We start from the raw sequence: 17,888 nt of genomic DNA on the forward strand, positions 1-17,888 counted from the left end.
CTTGCCGTCTTGCTTAATGTTGCCTATTAGCGTGTTCGCTTAACGTTTTGGTATGCAGTGGCAAAACTGTTGAATATTTGAGGACCTTGTATGAAACTTAGTACCAAAGTCGCACAAATCGCTCGTTCCGCAGGACTGGATCGCGTGGTAGACAATCCGCGCCTTCGTCAGATATTGGGGGCGGAGCTCTATGCCAAGCATCGTTCCGGCGCACCGTCTGCTGGTGGTACCGGTGAGAAGAAGCCAGCGATTGCCGAAAAGCGTTCAACAAAGAGCCCGCTGAGAACGGGACCATTGGTATCTGTCATTATTCCGGTCTATAACGTTCAGGAATATTTGGAAGAAGCGGTTTTGAGCGTCTTGAACCAGGACTATTCGAACGTTGAAGTGATTCTGGTGAATGACGGATCGGATGATGACTCGCCGATGATCTGTGAGCAGCTCAAAGATATGGATGACCGAATAACGGTTATTCATAAAGAGAATGCGGGTTTGGGAGCCGCCAGAAATACTGGTATCGAGAGGGCAAACGGCAAGTATCTCACATTTGTTGATTCAGATGACATCGTTACTCCAAGCGGCATCTCTATGATGGTTAAGTCATTGGAGAGATCGGGTTCGTTTTTTGTAGCAGGTTCGATTGAACGGTTTAACTCGACTCGCTCATGGACACCAGCATGGGTGGAAGAAGTTCATTTCAAAGACCAGCAGGGCGTTACAGCATCGGAACTTCCTCCAGCTCTGTATGACGTATTCGCCTGTAACAAGTTGTTTAGGGCTGATCAGTGGGACGAACTTGTAGGCAAGTTTCCTGAAGGGGTCCTATACGAGGACCAAGAGGCGACAGCGAAGCTTTACGCTGGTGGTATCAAGTTCGATCTCTTGGCCGAGGTCGTCTATAGGTGGCGACAGCGGGATGACAATAGCTCTATTACCCAAAATAAAGCGAATCTCTACGACCTTGAGCAGAGGGTGCATGTCGCAAAGTCGGTGGAAAAAATAGTTGAGGTGAGCCCGGATGAATCGCTTAAGAACTACTGGTTCACAAAGCTCCTTTCAGAGGACTTGTATTATTACTACCGAGAAGAGCCACGTACCGATTCGCAATTTGGTCGCTCTCTTCAAGCCGCCGTGCAATACTTTTACCCAAAGGCAGACCTCGGTGCGGTCCAGGCAATGCCTTACGACCGTCGTTTGATGGCGCTAGCACTGGCAAAGGGGACCATTGATGACTTTCGTGCAGTGCTACTTCATTTTCAAGAATTTGGACCCTACTGGGAAGATGAAATCGACGAAAATGGCAATGTAGTTGCTTACTCCAAGATTGAGGACGGCTTATCGTTTGAATTAACCAACGAGGAACGGATCATCAGTCCGTCGCTGTTGAAACTAGATTTTCGGGTCTTCGACCAGAAAATGAATGAAGATGGAACGGTATCGCTGGACGTTTGGTGTGCACTGAATTGTCTGCCGACAGTCTGGGGTGCCTCCCTGGTGTTGGAACCGTACCTTGCATCGAGCGACGGGGACGAATTGATTTCACTTGACCCAGAGCAGATTACTCGCGAAGAGTTAATTCCTTTTCTCCCAAATTGGTTTGTGGACCAGTCCGCGTCAGTAATCCGCATCAATCTCGATCCGGACTATTTAAAGTCAAAAATTGGACATCAGGTCGGACAGGAGATGATGCTGAAATGTCGTGTTAATACTGACGCCTTTTATGTGGAAAGTGAGAGAACGAAGTTTTCGCGATGGATGGGGTTGACCGCCCTGCAACCAGGTGAGCTCACTGGGAGTGGAGACCGAGTGGTCTTTGGTTCGAACTCGAACGGAATCAGCGTCAAAGTCGAGGAAGCCCGATTTATGGTCGCTGACGCAAAATTCGTTGATGGGCGGTTGAAGCTGGAGATTGACAATCTGAAGCAAGACGATAAGCATTGGAGACGATCCATTGAGGAATATGGCCTTCGCATTGAAGCGTCTCGGGGTGGGACTGTCTTAACCCAGGCTGAACTGGACATGGAAGGCGAAAAATGGGTTACAAACCTTCCACTTCCGTGGAAAGGGGGAGACAAAGCTAAAAACATCACCGCTTTCGACCTCAAAATAGTCAGCCACGACATGTATGTATCCCACCTGTCGCTGCCTAACCGTCTAAAGAATCAATACGCTAAGCCATTCTTCGGATTGACCGCGTCGCTCTGGGGATATGCTTCACTCGAAAAATACTCGCAGTTCGGCATTGTGGAGGGGTATTCGTTTGATGAAGGAAGAAACTCCCTGACTGTTGAGGGGAGGGCATTTTTCGATTTGGGGTTAGTCCGGCAGTCATCGCCGTCTTTCGCCTTGGTAAATTCTGCTGCAGGTAACATCTACCCGAGCAATTTCACGTTTAACGGCGAGACTGGCGCGTTCACTGTAAGTTTTCGGCTCGACCGCACGGATGCACGTGGGGCCCGCGTAGCCGTCCCGTCTGGATCGTATGTTTTCCAAATCCTCCAACCGACTGGCAAGAAATTGCCTGCGAGTGTTTGGCCCCGAATTGTTAAGGAAGAAATCCTTCGAGAGGTAACCATTTATGGCGAATTAAGTCGCGTCATCGTATCTCCTACGCCTTCTGCGCATGGCATGAACGTGCGTATCGCACCACTGTTACTTCCTGATAGTCAAGGCAGGATCAAGCAATATCGCTTGCAAAGTAAGTACATGACTGAGGGGAGCCGAAACCTTGTTGAGGCTGTCTTATTCGAGAGCTTTGGAGGGTCGGCCGTCACAGACTCGTGCTTAGCTTTAGACCGTGAGATAGGACGAAATCGCCCTGATCTCGTTCGATACTGGACGGTAAAGGATCAATCCATTGCGGTGCCAAAGGGAGCAGTTCCTTTGGTCCAATATAGCAGTAAGTGGTGGGAAATACTTTCGACTGCAAAGTACCTGGTAAATAATAATAATTTCCCTTCTGCATTCCGTAAGGCTTCGAACCAGGTTTATCTGCAAACCTGGCATGGTACGCCGCTGAAACGCATCGGAAATGACGTGCCGTCACAAAACCTTAGTCTTGTGTATAGGCAGTTAATGGTACGAGAGGCGGCGTATTGGGACTATTTCCTGGCTCAATCCCCTTGGGCCGGGCGTACGATGAGTAAGGCGTTCGGTTACGAGGGTGACGTGATTGATATCGGATATCCTCGGAATTCCTCGTTGTTCGGCAAGGTTGCCAAAGAATCTCGACAGATTACTCGTGAGTTTTTTGAGATAGAGGAAAACCAAACTGTCATCTTATATGCTCCGACATGGCGAGATAACAAAAAAACCTCGTCTGGCCATTACGAAAAGGTGTCATATTTGGATTTTGGTGCATTACAAAAAAGGTTTGGCTCCGACGTGGTCGTCTTGGCGAGAGGCCACGTCAACACGAGCAAATCCAATAAGGTGTTGGCTGGCTCTAATGTTATTGACGTGACGAAGTATCCGGATCTCAATGACTTGATTAACGCATCAGACTTGATGGTCGGCGATTACTCGTCTGTTATGTTCGATTATGTCAACACTGGTAAACCTATATTGTTCCTGGTTCCCGACTTGGAACAATACAGCAGCAAAACGCGAGGTTTTTATTTTAATTTTGTAGACTCAGCTCCTGGACCGTTATGTGAATCCACGTCTCAACTCATCGATGCTTTAAGCAATCTCGACGATGTGAAGGCTCGATACGCAACTGCATATCACAGTTATAGAGCAAAGTTTGCGCCAAATGACTCTGAGAGCACAGCTAAAGAGGTGTACGACTTGGTTTTTAATGCAGACCGGAATTAAAACCCAAGTGAAAATAAATATAAGCGGAGCCTCGAGGTGGTGGGCGGCAGGCATACGCCGTCCACCACTCGTATTCCCCCGTAATCGGGGAGGCGCGTAGCGGCTTTTGCGGCGGCCGCGTGAGGCGATGAATCCACGATCTGCTTGTTGAAGGACGTAGCAGATGGTATCGATACTATACCGATCTTTGCACGTCGATATTGGAGACTATTTGGTCTTAAGAGTGGTGGAGTTTTGCTGCGAAAAGCCGAAGTTGTCTTGAGTATCTCGTTTGCTCGTTGCGGTTCGTGGTCTTCGGTGTACAGAAGCTTGAGCTCTTATTTTTATGTTTCGGCATCTAGTCACGCTGTGGCCTCGCTCCCATACTTTGGCGCTGTCGTGACACGAGTAGGAACTCGCCGATCTTCTCGTAGCGCCGTTGCAGTGGGCAAGATTCCAACCGGACCGTCTCTATGACCCGATGGACCAGTTTCTCTTTTTCCTTAAACTTGCAGGGGTTCTTTCTGGGTATATAATCTAAGCTTTGTTAGGCCCATGGACTTAGCAACACTGTGGTGAGTATCGAGTAACACTTAGACGTCAACTATGAGCTGCTACTTCGTATTGGCTTCGAGGCGCATGTTCGAGCCTTCCAGCGTGACGATCCCAGCCCCACGACAAGCCGATTCAGTACCGACTCAGCGACGACAGCATACGGGACGGACTCGTATCACTCATAGGGCGTGAATTGGGAGGTGACAATCGTTGATCTCCGGTGTTCACGCTCAGCAAGAATATTGAGCAGTTGGTGTGCTGTGGCAGTATCAATCGGCGTCGTTGAGAAGTCGTCAAGCACGAGTGCATCTGCTAGGTGCAAGTCTTCAAAGAAACTCCACGCGTGCTGTGCTATCCGACAATCATGGCGTGGAACCATCAGTTGGTTGGCCAGGGTGTCTGTTCGACAAGAAACGGGCAGAGTATGTTTAGAAGACTGAAATGGTAGCGGCGTAGTGAGTATCCGGTAGCGCATGAGTGAGTGCCCGGTGGCGCAGGGATCATCCAGGTGCCACGGAAGCGTTGGAGCGTTACTCGTTGGCTTCGAAGCGCATATTTAGTTGAGCAGGTTTGGCGGACGGACCAGCCTTGTACGACAAGGTCCATCACGGCCCGGTATTCAGTCACGATCGGACTTTTCTGATTGTGTCGCGTGTCCTTTTGCCACACGGACAGAGGGATCTTCTCCCAAAGAGTTACTCGAAGCCCGCCATTGCGTTACCCGATAGTCACCAGGTTGTTACTGGATACCCCGCACAACACTTAATCGCGGTAACTAATAAACTCAGCAAGCTCCAATGGTGAAGGCATGCGTTCTCTCTCCGTCAAGCAATTCTACTGTTCAAGGTGCGCTCTCACCCACGATAAGATTCTTTCTAGGGTGTTCTCTACCTGGCTTTCGACCCGTTGCGCCGCCAATTCAGAGTCTCTCGAGATGGGATTTTCTAGAACCAATTCGATTGTTGACAGCAACTCTTTCGTGTTTTCAGCGTACGGGTGGGTAGAGTCAGAGGGCCAATCACCATAAAACCCTCTCTCTTCATCGCGGTATCGCTTGAGATCTGGAGCATAAATGATTGCCGGCTTCTTAGTGAGCTGAAAATCGAAAAGGACTGAGGAATAGTCGGAAATCAATAAATCCGAAACCGCCATGAGTTCCTCGACGTGGGGATAGTCGCTGACGTTAATTACTCCGGGACCCTGCATAGTTATTGATGACATGTGGTGACTTCGAACTAGTACGACAGCTTTGTTTTTTCGAGCTATGAGCGCCGCAGGAAAGGGAATTCCGTTGGCAGAGTAACGCCAAGTAGGTGCCCAAAGAATCACCGGTTTGTCTAAAGGGATGTCAAGCTTCCTCTTCAACCCTTCTACGTCGTTTAGACCCCGGGCAAGTTTAATATTGCGAGGATATTCTCCGACCATTACCTCACCCTTATACAGGGCGGATCCACCGATTAGTTTACCCGCGCGCGTTGTTTGCGCTAACAACAGGTCCCAATCAGTTGCCTGTCTTCTCATTAATCGCCGGTACGACAGGCCAACGAAATTAGGATGTGCATCAAATAGAAGACGCTTGATGGGAGTACCATGCCAAGTTTGGAGCCAGTATTGCCCCTCGCGCTTTCTAAACCATAAAGGAAAATTATCGTTACCTATAATTATCTTCGAGCGTGTTAACTTGTCGTACCAGTCGTCGCTGCCAGTTATCACTGGTATTGCACCATCAGGCACTTTTGTTTGTTCGTCCCTTACTGATACCCAAAGTGGTATTTGTCCTATCTGATGAATGAGATATTCACATATTGCTCCAGGGTTGTCAGCAGCGTTCTTCCCGCTAAAGGATTCGAAAAAAATACCCCTCAATAGCGGCTGAGACTGTTTAGGGATGCCCCGATAAATCTCCCACGAGGTGTTGTATGCGATGTCTCTAGGAGGAAGGATGAAGAACGCAGTCGTACCATTTATACGGGGCTCTACCAGAACACTACGTACGGTCCCTTCGATGAAGGTGTTTGCTGCCAGTCGTCCGGGCTCGACGGCTGCTTTGGTGAAACGGTTATTCGGTAAATGAGACCACCGGAGAAAATATGATTTAGCGCGGAGTGAGGTCAGCGCAAACTCTGCAGTGAACTGTTGACCACGCCAGGTGGTTGAAGCTTTTAACACGCTGCTGGATGAGCTCAACCAAAGCGTGGGCTTCAGATAAGAAGAGCTCGATCTCCCGGAAATAACTAAGCGGGAGCCGTGAAGCGATGCTTCATCTATGACGACTCGGGTCGCTTTAAAATTGACCATTGCGTTTCCAAATATATCGTGTTCAATGATCAAACGTTCTACAGAATTAGCCTCTTGAACGTGTAGGACGTCAAAAATCAAGGGTCGATGGTTGTGCATCAGTGGAGCCGTCTTAGCCCAACCGAGTAAACGCTGATACCCTAAGGGCTTCATCCGCGTCGTGGATTTCGAAATGATACTTGGAGCGTCAGCTGGATGCGCAAATGTAGTTATGCGTGAAGCAGACACCATGTAGTTGGCCAGCACTAAGGAGTTTTCGTCTGCAGTTTGTCGGTGGAGTTCGAACCGCTTCCCGCCGATTCCACGTTTCGGTGTGACCGTCCAACGCGAATTTTGGCCGATCGGCGATGGTATGTTGGTTGACGGATCGGTGCTCGCGCGTAGATATGAGATAGTGGTAAATCCGTACCAGTCGCATTTTACTGCAAATGAAACTTTATCGAGCTTGTCAAGCGAAACTGTAAATTCGAAAGAGTTGGCTTGTCTATTATGCCAAGGATCACGTACTTCAGCATCATTACGTGTGTCAATAACCTGCTCAATAGGTACCGGAGAAACACCGTCGGTGATGTTAGGATCGGGAGTGTCGCTGTCAACCTCCGATGCTTCCAGGATGAATACATTGAGGTTTACCTCGTCAGGCGCGACGCCTGCCATGAATGCGCGAATTCTGAGGCGACAGGTATTGGCATCCAACCACTGCAGCGACTGGATCTTTGCTCGCGTGGGCAAGTCTACTTTCCTGGCTCTCAATAGTTCGGCTGGTAGCCCCTTTACTCGAGGTAAGCATTCCGGGGCAGGGGCTCCACTTGAGGTAAATGCGTAGCCTGAGTTCGTTTCTAACCGCAAACCAAGCTCCTCATCTAAATCAGAGTCCGAGCCATTAGCGAGTACCCAGATTAGTGATCTACGGGCGAAAGGCAGGTTATTCCAAATTTCAGGAAAGTCATGAGTCCATTCAAAGAGTAAATTCGCGAAGATACGAAGTGACTCTCGAAAGCTATCGCCATGGGGTTTGCGTGGGGCATTAACAGCATAAAGAGGGATGTCACGGGAGATGAAGCGCTCTAGCATGAATGCTGCGAGTTCACGTGGAGCACCGGATTGAAGTGCCTCTTGCCACATTATTTGAGTGATCTCGGTCCGATCCCGTAAGTCTTTTGAAGAGGATTTCGCGCTGGAGCGTGACTGGCCCTCTTCGGACAGCCGCCACGAATATACGTCTTCCTTGAGAACATCGAATGATGTTGCATTGATGATTGCTTTTAGGACCGGTAGCTGATCCTCATAATTAAGTTCAGTAGGCATGTCCCCGATATGGCGATCCCAAAAGGATTTTTTGAAAACTTTATTCCATAAGACCGGCTCTTCGAATGCTTGTGGGAAACTTTGGGCATTGACGCGCTTTATGGTGCGCTGGTGTGTGCGCTCGACAATCTGAGGTCGAGATACTGAAGAATTTCGGTGGCGCACGTAACCCCCGAATACAAAATCGCTTCCGGTTTCAGTTATTGACGCAAGCATCGCCTTATAAGCACCTGGCAACACCAAATCGTCTGCATCGGCAAATGCTAAATAATTTCCCTTTGCCAGGGAAACCCCAAGATTACGAGCAGCCCCAGGGCCGCGCCCTTCGCCGGGGATCACGCGTATCCGTCGGTCCAACAGCGCTAAGTACTTTAGGATGGTGGCTGATTGATCGGTGGAGTTGTCGTCGATTACTAATATCTCTAAGTCGTCAATTCCCTGTGCCTGGATACTGTGAACAAGTGTCAATATCCATCTGGAAGCGTTATAGCAGGGGATGACTATCGAGAGTGTCGGATTGTCCTTCGGAGGAGTCAGATTCAACCAAGACTGAGCATATCGCGTTTGTCGAGCCCATCTTCTGAGGTCATGAACATACTGTACTGCTGGCTTGAATTTAGAAAGCTTCATTAGCACTCCCGGCAAATTTTCACAGCTATAAAGCAATAATTGTTCGTGGTGTTCCGTGGATTCTGGTTATCCGATGCTAGTTTAGTAGAGGGACAAATTAAACTGTTCCTTGAACAGGCCCGATGAATCCCATTCGTGCAGCAGCAACAAATCGTTTAGATAGTTGGCACGAACACGTTTCATAGTGGTAGCAGCCCGTTTTTAGCCAGGTATATGGAACAATTACTTGCGTCTAGAAAGCGGCTATATCCAAAATGTCAAACGGCCCCGCGGAAGCGACAACTTCACGCGAGGCCAACACCGATGACATGGCAGCTCAGCAAGGCATGCCTCCCACAGATACCCCGCACTAACGGCACCGACGCCACAATCAACAAACTATTGGAGTATCTTAGACCAGCTCTGCGTGAGCAACGATGGCGTTGTACGCGTATCCGGCTTCGGTCTCTGCATCGGTCTGAGGTTTAAAAACCACAGGCTCTCTACTGCACAGTCACAGTCGATAACGTTACGGAGTTCTGCACGGCCCATGACGGTGAATTCCTCTTCAGTGTGCCCCTGCAGATCACGTTGAGCCACAGGCCGCCAGGTGGTCAGATCAACATCAATCTCGTCGAAGGAATGTAATATCGCCAACCACCGCGGATGAACTCGGAACTATCCAAACCCCGGCCGAAACGCGGACTGCAACCGTAAGCTGCTAAAAGTGCCCAAGAACACCATGGACCCAGTGTCCAAGAAGCCACCGGACTCCGTGTCCAAAAGCCCTATGGGTATAACACGGATAGTCATGAAACTGCTACCAAATAGCCGGTCGCAGCACCCGCGCTTCCCGTTGTGAGAAGACAGTTAAAAATCCGGCGTTCAAAAAGTGCGTTGGAATGTGCTCGAGAGGATGAGAAGAAAAGCAGTCTGGATTTTCTGATAGGGAGCAACTGTAAAAACCTAATTGTAATTCGCAATTAATCCTCTTGTGTCAATGGTACAGGGGGATTGAGAAATTTCTTTAGCTTTAAGCCGGAATTGGTAGTGGTCGACTAAAATCACGAGAATATCTGAATTTTCCACGGTAGGCGCGAGGTCGCGAAGATTAATATTCGGCAATTCAGCAAGTGATCGCGGCAATTGGGTCAAGTTCGGCTCTACGACGTGCACATGGACTTGAGGGTGTTTCAGGGCAATTTGTCTAGTAATGCTTAGTGCCGGCGATTCTCGGAGGTCGTCAATGTCTGGTTTGAACGTAATCCCAAGTATGCCGATACGAGGGTGTTCTGATTTATGGTCGACCTCAGTCAATGCGTCGTTAATCTTGGATAAAACGTAGGCCGACTTTGAATCGTTCACTAGCCTGCTGGTTTTTATCAGTCGTGCGTGATCTGGTGATGAATCAACGATGAACCATGGGTCAACTGCGATACAGTGACCTCCCACACCTGGTCCTGGTTGCAGAATATTTACACGAGGGTGTCGATTCGCTAAAGAGATAAGTTCCCAAACATCAATATCTAAGTCATCGCAGATTATAGAAAGCTCATTGGCGAATGCGATGTTGACGTCCCGAAAGGCGTTTTCGGTAAGTTTTGCCATCTCCGCAGTTCGGGCATCAGTTACAAGTACATCACTTTTGCAAAATCGCTTATAGAGTGCTTTTGCCCGCGTTGCCGATTCAGGATTAATGCCACCTACGATGCGCGCGTTGGTTGTCATTTCTTCCATGATCTTGCCTGGTAGGACCCGTTCTGGGGCGTGTGCAACGTAAATGCTTTTTGCTTGGCCCGGTGTCAACGTCAGATCGCTGCGTTCAGAGACCAGAACCTCCGCCACTTGTTCTGATAAACCGGGAGGGCTTGTTGATTCGAGAATGACAAGTTCGTCTCCCCGGAGCTGTGGCGCAATTGACTTCGTTGCTTCGAAAACATAGGAAGGGTCGACCGACTTGTTAGGTGAAAGCGGTGTGGGGACCGAAATGATGTACACATCAGCTGACTGAAGCGATGTTCCTACGGTAAGAGATTCAGACTCGACTACGTTTTGAAGCAGCTTGTCGAATCCAGGCTCAACGAACGGAACTTGTCCCTTCGCGATTGTCGCTACTCGGTCCGCGTTGATGTCGTAGCCGAAGACCTGTAGTCCTGTAGACGCGAAGAATGCTGCTGTAGGGAGTCCGATATAGCCGAGACCAATCACAGCAATGTCGAAGTGGTCGCGTCGATCAGCGGTCATGGTGCTCCTCAGCGGAATTGTGGGGTAATGCCGTTGACAGTCTAGCGCGTTCGACTGCCGACCCCTACAACAGGCTAGAACCTTGGATGAAGCGCCGGTGCCTGAGTATCGATTGCAAGATTGAAAAGGTTGCCGAGAGCCTTCACGGTGCGCTCAGCTGCGTGGCCGTCACCGTAAGGGTTTACTGCGTTTCTCATGGCAGCGTGAGCGTCGGGGTTGTCGAGAAGCTCTGTGGCTTCCGAAATGATGGTGTCCGGGTCTGGCCCAATCATCTTCACTACGCCGGCTTCAATGGCCTCTGGACGCTCTGTTGTGTCTCGGATTAGGAGCGCCGGAAGTCCCAGTGCTGGAGCCTCTTCCTGCACTCCGCCAGAATCGGTGATGATGAGGTCAGACTGCTTCATCAGGTGGATGAATTCGTCGTAGGGGAGTGGGCCGGTGGCCACCACATTTGGGAGGTGCTCAACGCCCGGAAGGAGGCGTTCCCGAATGCGAGGATTCAAATGCATGGGTACGAAGAACACCGTGTCGCTGTACCGTTCTGCGAGGTTACCGAGGGCAACTCCGATTTTTGCAAGGGAATCAAGGTTTTCCCGCCTGTGAGAAGTGAAGATGACTCGTCGATCGAAGCTCCGAAGTGTATTTTCAACAGAAGTGCTAGAAAAGTGGCTTTCTTTCGCTGCAGTCTCAAGTAAAGCGTCAATAACGGTGTTCCCGGTGACAACAATTGCATCTTCAGAAATGCCCTCGGCGATGAGATTGTTTTTCGCGCGGTTGGTCGGAGTGAGATGCAGTGATGCGATTGCGGAAATGATCTTGCGATTCGCCTCCTCCGGGAATGGAGAGCCCAAGTCGAATGAGCGGAGACCTGCTTCGATGTGAACGATCTTGGCTTCGCGGTTAAAACCAGCGATTGCGGCTGATGCTGCGGTTGAAGTGTCTCCCTGAACGATAAGTGCGTCAGGTTTAAATTCTTTCAAAACCTTATCGAGGCGCTTGAGTGCTCGCGACATAATCCGGTTCAGCGGTTGTTTTCTGTGCATGAGGCCGAGATCGATGTCCGGCTGAAAACCGAAAAGCTCTGTCACTTGGGCGAGCATTTCGCGGTGCTGCCCAGTGGAGACGACCAGTGACTCAAACTCATCACGAGAGCGCAGTTCCTTGATGACCGGTGCAAGCTTGATGGCCTCCGGGCGTGTACCGTAGACAACCATGATCTTTGCAGGGGTCATCTGGATTCCTTATCTGGCTCTAGAAACTGCTGAATTTGCTGATACCTTAACTGTTTGATGGTAGCAACTGTAGGGGCCGTTTCAAATTGCTTTGGGCATGTTGTAATGTGTTTCCGGAACTGGTGCAATTCAGCCCTGTTCAAAGAAGGGGCTATAGCTCAGTCGGTTAGAGCCGCGGACTCATAATCCGCTGGTCGCGGGTTCGAGCCCCGCTGGCCCCACAAGAGTTTAAGAGCCGGGACGCGTCGAGAAGTTGGCGCGTCGAATTACACAAACCCCTGCTTGCGGATGACTGAGCTGCGTTTGCGGAATGCGGCGGTGAGCGCAGCGACGTGATGGTCGTGGAAGTCAAAGACCGTGGCAGCGCTTTCCGCACCGCGGGTAACGCGGCCGATCTGTTGGATGACGTTTCCTTTGAACGCGACTGGGGCTGCGAGGACGAGGACGTCGAGAGTAGGAAGGTCCACTCCTTCGCCTGCGATCTGAGACATGGCGATAAGGATGAACTGTGGTGTGCTGTCGAGGGCTTTTCGGGTGGCTTTGCGGTCCTCGGAAGACTGTGCGCCGTGGAGCGTAAATACCGGCACGGGGAGGTCGGGGTGATCGCGCGTAAGCAGGGTTTCGAGGGCGCTGATGTGCTCGCGGCGCTTGACCAACACAAGGACGTTGCTTCCATCGGCGGTGGCGCGGGCGATGGTCTCGGCGATGAGCGCGTTGCGGGCGCTATCGGCGGCGAGGGCATTGTCGAGGTCGGGCCAGTAGAGGTGGGGTTCGTCGTAGGTGAACTCCGTGGTCTGTACAACGTAATGCTTGGGGCCGGCGTGCTCGAGCTCCATCGTGTGGCGGATAGGACCACAGATCAAGGGTAGGAGGGCGTCGAGTCCGTCAGAGCGGTACGGGGTGGCGGTAAGACCGTTGATGAAGCGGACGTTGAGGTCTGCGAGGACGCGGGTGAGGCCGGCGGCGCCGACGCGGTGGCATTCGTCGATGATGATGTAGCCGTAGTCCGAGAGGAAGTCGGTGCGTGAGTCGGCTCGGCTGATGGACTGGGCGGTGACGATGTCGATGTCTCCGCTGAGTTTCTTGGAGTTGCCACCGTACTGGCCGATGGTGGGGCCGTCGAGAAACTTTGTGAGTGCTTCGCTCCACTGTGTGGCGAGTTCTACATTGGGAACGATGATTGCGGTCGGTACTTGGCGGTGTGCGATCAGCGCGCAGGCCATCACGGTTTTGCCCGCACCCGGTGGCGCGACGAGTACACCAGTAGGGTGTTTACGCATGGTTGCTACAGTTTTACGCTGCTTAGGGTACAGTTCGCCGGTAAATGTGACCTGCATTGTGCGTGGCTTTGGTGTTTTGCCACGGCGGGTCACGGTGTAACCGGCGGTTTTAAGGATAGCGATGGCTTGATCGAGCACGCCGCGATCTAGGGTGAGGGTGTTGTCGTGCTCGTCGAAGCGGATGATGAGGCGAGGCGTTTGGAAGGTGGAGAGGCGCTGGGCCTGGCGGATGTAGAACTGTGGGTTTGGGATTGCGCCGAGGTGGCGAAGTGCGGTGGCTGTGGTGCCGTCGACGCTTTCGAGCGAGATGTGTACTCGGGAATCGTGGGTGACGAGTACTTTACCGGTTTGTTTGAGCGCTTTGAGCTCTGCCTTGGTTGGCGGTTGGGGAAGTTGGGTCTCCGGGTCTGGTTGCAGGCAAGCGGCAATCTTTTTGAGCTGGGACTTAGACGCTTTGGTAGTGGAGGCGAGCGTGGCGAATTGATCCTCGGTGGGCTCGAAGGAGGCGTCGACAAAGATGGTGCGCTGGTGGGCGCGATGTTGGCCCGCGAGTGGGAGCGCAATGAGGTTGCCGAAGCCGCGGCGTTTGCCGGGCAGCGTGTCTTGGGCGGGAAAGAAGCGGTCGAAGCTGGTGAAGAACTGCTTCGGGCTGGCCTTAGCGAGCAGGCCAGTACCTACGGCGCGTGCGAGGGCAGCCGGGACGGGCTCGCTGAAGAAGAGCCACACGTGAGCACCCGTGCCGGAACGGGAGAGTTCGATAAGCGGGTCGAGGCCGTACTCGCGACAGGTCTCGGCATACAGGCGGGCGGCGGTGCGGAAGTCGGTGTCATCGAAATCGCAGGCGAGGAGGAAGCAGGTGTCGCCCTTGCATAGCGGGTAGAGCCCAACGTGAAAGTTGTTGTCGCGGCGCAGATGCTGCTCGAGGACCTGCGGAGTGAACGGCTTCAGGTTTGGATTGTTGCGGTTGTAGCGGCCATAAGATGCGGGTGACCAGCCCTTCTTCTCGCCGTTATGCCATGCGACCGCGTACACGTCCTTGCGGCCGCGGAAGTAGTCGGCGAACAGTCGCAGCTTTGCGTCGGGGGAAGAAGCGTTGGTGACTTTGGTGAGTTCTTCGGGCGCTGGTGCATGTGATGCTTGCGGTGGCGTGGCGGGTGTGGACGGTGGGGACGGGATCTGCTTGGTCTCGGTTTCGGTCAGGAATGCCTCGAAAACATCGGTGCCAAGGAGCTTCGCGAGCGCACGCTCCAGGAGCTGCACGCGAGCCTCGAGGTCGTCTGCGTTTGGCATGGGCGGACTCCGGTTTTCGGGGGATCGAGGGGGTCAGTGTATCTGGGGTGGGGCGAGTTGGGCGCTATTGACCATGAGCGAGTCGGCCCAAGTACCCGCATCTCGCGGTTGATGTCGGTGATAGCTCGCTTAAACTCCCACTCACCCTCCAAACCAGCCCTCAAACCGAAAGAGGAGTCAGCCATGAGAGGGGTTTCTCCCCTTGACCTTTGTAGCTTGTAGGCTACACTTGGGTGTGTGCAGATTATTTCCAGTAGCTTGTTTGACGCTTGGTTAGGTGAGCTGAAAGACAAACAGGCTCAGCGGCGCATTTTGTACGCGATAGCTCGATGCGAAGCGCACGGAACAATGATTGGAGACATCAAACCCGTTGGCGAGAAAGTGAGCGAGATGAGATTTCATTTCGGGCCCGGCTACCGGGTGTACTACACCCAACTAGGTGCAGTAACGGTTTTCCTGCTGGCCGGAGGAGATAAATCCAGCCAGGCTAAAGATATTCGAACCGCTCAACAGCTCGCACAACAGGTAAGGAAGGAACAGTCGTGAAGGAAGTAACGTTTTCAGCGTTCGATGCAAGCAAATATCTCGATAGCCAAGAAGCGGTGAACGATTACCTGGCTATCGCCCTCGAAGACGGTGATACGAAAACCGTACAGGTGGTGTTGCGTGACATTGCCAGGGCACACGGCATGAGCCAGCTCGCTAAAGAAACTCAACTCAACCGTGAATCCCTTTACAAGTCACTGTCAAAAGACGGTAACCCGTCCTTTGCAGCTATCACGAAAATCATGAAAGCCCTAGGGCTCAAAATAACTCTCGCTACACAAAATGCCTAGATACCTGCTGGAAACGCATCACCATGGATTGGTGGCTATACATGCACACGCAGGACGCTTCAAATCGACATTCGGTGAGGAATGCTTCGAAATCATCGGTGCTAAGGGGCTTCGCGAGCGCACGCTCCAGGAGCTGTACGCGGGCCTTGAGGTTATTTGCGTTTGAAATGGTCGGCTCCGGTTGTTCAGGTGGATCGATGAGGTCAGCGTAACTGGGGCGGGCGAGTTGGGCGACGGTATGCTGATTTGCGGCGCGGAGGGAGGCGTTCAAGATGCAACTGGAGCTACGTCGCACGAATGATGCTGAGCTTGTAGAGCGGAAGCGCACTCTGATGACTCGGCTCGGGGAGGAGTTGGGAGAGCGCCGGCTCACTCCGGGGTGGCTACGATTTCTTGCAGACTCGGGTTCCTTCACGTTGCAGGAGCGCGCTATTTACGATGAGTTTTGCCGCGTGAAAGCGCTGTTGCAGGAGGGGTAAGGTGCGCCGGGGACAAGTGGCCTTCGCTCATATAACTGGAAATGGAAGCCATACTCATGAACGAATTGGTGACTAGGCTTCGCGATTGAAGTTCTCTACATCCCACAGAGTCCCCAGTTAGGCACTGAGTCGACGGTTAAGGCTCTCAGCATGCTCTCCCACGCGGCTGCTACTGATGAGCGTCACGTTGAGGTCATGGCAAAAGTCCCTGAACAGTGCATAGTTCTTTCGCTGGGCAGACGTGGTCGGCTCTAGAGCAACCGCAGTAATCGAGAGGCGGTCTTTGTTGATGTCAATCAGGGAATCTTGGTGCGTTAGTTTGCAGCTTTCTTGCCACAGCTTGTCGATCTTCAACGTCCATGCATCGACGTGGGACCGTGTTTTAGCAGGATTATCTACTTGGAAATTGAAAGCCTGATTCAATTCCAAGACAGTCTCGTCCCATACAACGGCGAGGTTGAGATCGAGCTCGCGTCTGGCAACGGAGACATCTGCATCCGGACTGTCGCTTTTTCGAGTTCCGGGAACGAACGGTACGCAGTGCGGATATCGCGCTTCAGCTGGCAGATTCTCGGATTGGTATCGCTTTGCGCTTGACCACTGATCAAAGTGCTAAAAGCAACTCGGTTGCCTCTGCGATGTTCGCTGCGTCCATGCTTTAACCTGATCGACCCGGATAATGTTCATCCAATGGCTGTTGACAAAGGTTAAGTAGCCCCGAAGCGAATAACGATCCCCCAGATAGAGCGGTTCGGTTGGAGCGGAAAGCTGCTCTAGCTCGTCCTTAAAATTTTGCAGCGCATGTTTGATCGCGTCTCGATTATCAGAATCGGTGAGCGCTCGGTGGGCATCCTTGAACCGGAACTGCGATTGTCCCGTGCGTGGATCGAGCACGATTACACCCACGCCGATGGTGGTGATCCCCATCGGCTGGGGTACTGCCCGAACGGTCCAGTAGTCGAATCGCACGTCAGATTCCTTTGTGGCATCTGGGTCTGATTTCCAGGTAATAGTAGGTGGTCAGCGGGTCGGCCAACTATTCGCAAGCGATGCCGTCGCCGTCGCGATCGAGCTTCCTGCTGTAGCCTGGTTGTCCCTCATAGATCGGTGCGGCCCCAGCTGCGCGTGCTTCGGAGCAGTTGGCGTAGTAAACACGGGCTGGTGCTGGGGCAGGCGCAGCTGGTACTGGTTGTTCAATTACGGGCTCAGGTGCAGGAGCTTGTGCAGGTTCTTCGGCTGGGATGTCGGCGAATTTGGCGATGCCTGCCGTGGTCTCCTCGGTTGTAACACTGCTCAGGGTAGAGCTGCTGTGAGTGGAGCTGGTCGTCGACGTGCGTGTTGTGGTGGTTACTGCTGAGGTGGATTCACTCGCGGCAGAAGTAGTTGTCGGTGCAGCGCTAGTTGGTGTGGGCTCTGTATCTGGAGTGGATTCAAGTTCAGGGGAGAGGTTGCCGCCAGCGATGAACAAAACGAGCGCAGCAAGCCAAACAAAAGGCCACCTGCGGTTCACCGGGGTGAATTGCGGAGCATCGCCCATGCTGCTGAGCACCAACGCGTCACGTTCAGGATCGAGGAGCTTGCGAAGTTGTGCATGATTCGTAGCGGCTTCTTGTGACTCTTTGTAGTGCTTTTTGTCCTGGGCCTCGCACCACATCCACCATGAGCCGGGCACAATGAATGCCGCGGCAAACAGGACACCGCCGATGCCGCCTGAGAACAACATGATTGCGCCAACGGCTAAAGCGATCCAAGCGAGGGTTGTTTTCTTCTTTGAAGAGGACTGGGTTTGCATGGCTGACCTCTCGATACAAGACACGGGGGATACCATCAGGATAAGCGAAAGGCCCGAGGATGCGGAAACCTCGGGCCATTCGCTTTGCTCCTCCAACTGGGCTCGAACCAGTGACCCTTCGATTAACAGTCGAATGCTCTGCCAACTGAGCTATGGAGGAATACGCACTA

At 52.2% G+C, this 17,888-nt stretch carries 12 protein-coding genes and 2 tRNA genes; 6 read left to right on the forward strand and 8 right to left on the reverse strand.

Annotated elements, in window-relative coordinates; genetic code table 11:
• Positions 1–90: 90 nt before the first annotated feature.
• On the forward strand, positions 91–3,816 hold the full coding sequence (locus QP802_RS08055; RefSeq protein ID WP_083329383.1) for a bifunctional glycosyltransferase/CDP-glycerol:glycerophosphate glycerophosphotransferase: 3,726 nt from the start codon (positions 91–93) through the stop codon (positions 3,814–3,816).
• A gap of 709 nt (positions 3,817–4,525) precedes the next feature.
• On the opposite strand, the gene QP802_RS08060 is transcribed toward QP802_RS08055, so the two are convergent.
• From QP802_RS08060 to wecB, 4 genes are all read right to left on the reverse strand, one after another.
• On the reverse strand, positions 4,526–4,825 hold the full coding sequence (locus QP802_RS08060; RefSeq protein ID WP_350338469.1) for an ATP-binding protein: 300 nt from the start codon (positions 4,823–4,825) through the stop codon (positions 4,526–4,528).
• A 359-nt stretch (positions 4,826–5,184) separates the two neighbouring features.
• Positions 5,185–8,586 (reverse strand): bifunctional glycosyltransferase/CDP-glycerol:glycerophosphate glycerophosphotransferase, encoded by a 3,402-nt coding sequence (locus tag QP802_RS08065; RefSeq protein WP_256001315.1) that lies wholly within the window; start codon positions 8,584–8,586, stop codon positions 5,185–5,187.
• A 945-nt stretch (positions 8,587–9,531) separates the two neighbouring features.
• Positions 9,532–10,809 (reverse strand): UDP-N-acetyl-D-mannosamine dehydrogenase, encoded by a 1,278-nt coding sequence (gene wecC / locus QP802_RS08070; RefSeq protein ID WP_284804342.1) that lies wholly within the window; start codon positions 10,807–10,809, stop codon positions 9,532–9,534.
• Between the two features lie 74 nt (positions 10,810–10,883).
• Positions 10,884–12,041, reverse strand: coding sequence for a non-hydrolyzing UDP-N-acetylglucosamine 2-epimerase (gene wecB, locus QP802_RS08075; RefSeq protein WP_256001313.1), 1,158 nt, complete (start codon positions 12,039–12,041; stop codon positions 10,884–10,886).
• A 147-nt stretch (positions 12,042–12,188) separates the two neighbouring features.
• Between wecB and QP802_RS08080 the strand changes: the two genes are divergently transcribed.
• Positions 12,189–12,262: transfer RNA gene (locus QP802_RS08080), tRNA-Ile, on the forward strand.
• A gap of 45 nt (positions 12,263–12,307) precedes the next feature.
• Here QP802_RS08080 and QP802_RS08085 read toward each other — a convergent pair.
• Entirely contained in the window at positions 12,308–14,611 is a 2,304-nt protein-coding gene (locus QP802_RS08085; RefSeq protein ID WP_284818261.1) for a DEAD/DEAH box helicase, read from the reverse strand.
• A gap of 237 nt (positions 14,612–14,848) precedes the next feature.
• On the opposite strand from QP802_RS08085, the gene QP802_RS08090 reads away from it, so the two are divergent.
• From QP802_RS08090 to QP802_RS08105, 4 genes are all read left to right on the forward strand, one after another.
• The gene (locus tag QP802_RS08090; protein ID WP_284804346.1) at positions 14,849–15,157 is read left to right on the forward strand and encodes a type II toxin-antitoxin system RelE/ParE family toxin; all 309 of its coding nucleotides are present in this window, start codon (positions 14,849–14,851) and stop codon (positions 15,155–15,157) included.
• The gene (locus tag QP802_RS08095; protein WP_070362126.1) at positions 15,154–15,447 is read left to right on the forward strand and encodes an addiction module antidote protein; all 294 of its coding nucleotides are present in this window, start codon (positions 15,154–15,156) and stop codon (positions 15,445–15,447) included. The genes QP802_RS08090 and QP802_RS08095 overlap by 4 nt, the downstream gene beginning before the upstream one ends.
• 31 nt (positions 15,448–15,478) lie before the next feature.
• The gene (locus QP802_RS08100; protein ID WP_284804348.1) at positions 15,479–15,613 is read left to right on the forward strand and encodes a hypothetical protein; all 135 of its coding nucleotides are present in this window, start codon (positions 15,479–15,481) and stop codon (positions 15,611–15,613) included.
• Positions 15,614–15,719: 106 nt separating this feature from the next.
• Positions 15,720–15,926, forward strand: a complete 207-nt coding sequence (locus QP802_RS08105; protein WP_284804350.1) for a hypothetical protein — start codon at positions 15,720–15,722, stop codon at positions 15,924–15,926.
• A gap of 612 nt (positions 15,927–16,538) precedes the next feature.
• Here the strand turns inward: QP802_RS08105 and QP802_RS08110 are convergent.
• The 3 genes from QP802_RS08110 to QP802_RS08120 all read right to left on the reverse strand — a co-directional run bounded on the left by QP802_RS08110 (position 16,539) and on the right by QP802_RS08120 (position 17,878).
• Positions 16,539–16,895, reverse strand: coding sequence for a DUF3037 domain-containing protein (locus QP802_RS08110; RefSeq protein WP_284804352.1), 357 nt, complete (start codon positions 16,893–16,895; stop codon positions 16,539–16,541).
• Between the two features lie 67 nt (positions 16,896–16,962).
• Positions 16,963–17,718, reverse strand: coding sequence for an excalibur calcium-binding domain-containing protein (locus QP802_RS08115; protein ID WP_284804354.1), 756 nt, complete (start codon positions 17,716–17,718; stop codon positions 16,963–16,965).
• Between the two features lie 87 nt (positions 17,719–17,805).
• A tRNA-Asn gene (locus QP802_RS08120) sits at positions 17,806–17,878 on the reverse strand.
• Positions 17,879–17,888 lie beyond the last annotated feature (10 nt).

Source organism: Corynebacterium sp. UMB10119B, from assembly GCF_030228125.1.
Taxonomy (GTDB): Bacteria; Actinomycetota; Actinomycetes; order Mycobacteriales; family Mycobacteriaceae; genus Corynebacterium; species Corynebacterium pseudogenitalium.

Coding starts and splice junctions, on each gene's coding strand:
- wecC (WP_284804342.1), bottom strand. CDS start 10,809: ATGACCGCTGATCGACGCGACCACTTCGACATTGCTGTGATTGGTCTC.
- QP802_RS08085 (WP_284818261.1), bottom strand. CDS start 14,611: ATGCCAAACGCAGACGACCTCGAGGCTCGCGTGCAGCTCCTGGAGCGT.
- QP802_RS08105 (WP_284804350.1), top strand. CDS start 15,720: ATGCAACTGGAGCTACGTCGCACGAATGATGCTGAGCTTGTAGAGCGG.
- QP802_RS08060 (WP_350338469.1), bottom strand. CDS start 4,825: ATGCGCTACCGGATACTCACTACGCCGCTACCATTTCAGTCTTCTAAA.
- QP802_RS08115 (WP_284804354.1), bottom strand. CDS start 17,718: ATGCAAACCCAGTCCTCTTCAAAGAAGAAAACAACCCTCGCTTGGATC.
- wecB (WP_256001313.1), bottom strand. CDS start 12,041: ATGACCCCTGCAAAGATCATGGTTGTCTACGGTACACGCCCGGAGGCC.
- QP802_RS08055 (WP_083329383.1), top strand. CDS start 91: ATGAAACTTAGTACCAAAGTCGCACAAATCGCTCGTTCCGCAGGACTG.
- QP802_RS08065 (WP_256001315.1), bottom strand. CDS start 8,586: ATGAAGCTTTCTAAATTCAAGCCAGCAGTACAGTATGTTCATGACCTC.